The 255-nt window shown below is 64.7% G+C and carries 1 protein-coding gene; it reads left to right on the forward strand.

Going from position 1 to position 255, the window contains the following annotated elements:
• On the forward strand, positions 1-255 hold a 255-nt coding region (locus DUT91_RS25375), incomplete at both ends, for an EF-Tu/IF-2/RF-3 family GTPase (protein ID WP_245420038.1).

The following is a 255-nucleotide window of genomic DNA, read 5'->3' on the forward strand; positions in this document are numbered from 1 at the left end:
GCGAGACGGTCGAGATCGTCGGCATCCGCCCGACGACGACGACGACTGTGACGGGCGTGGAAATGTTCCGCAAGCTGCTCGACCAGGGCCAGGCCGGCGACAACATCGGCGCTCTGCTTCGCGGTGTGGACCGTGAGGGCGTTGAGCGTGGCCAGATCCTGTGCAAGCCGGGTTCGGTCAAGCCGCACACCAGGTTCATGGCGGAAGCCTACATCCTGACCAAGGACGAGGGTGGCCGTCATACGCCGTTCTTCA

Source organism: Paramesorhizobium salinisoli, from assembly GCF_003335045.1.
Taxonomy (GTDB): Bacteria; Pseudomonadota; Alphaproteobacteria; order Rhizobiales; family Rhizobiaceae; genus Paramesorhizobium; species Paramesorhizobium salinisoli.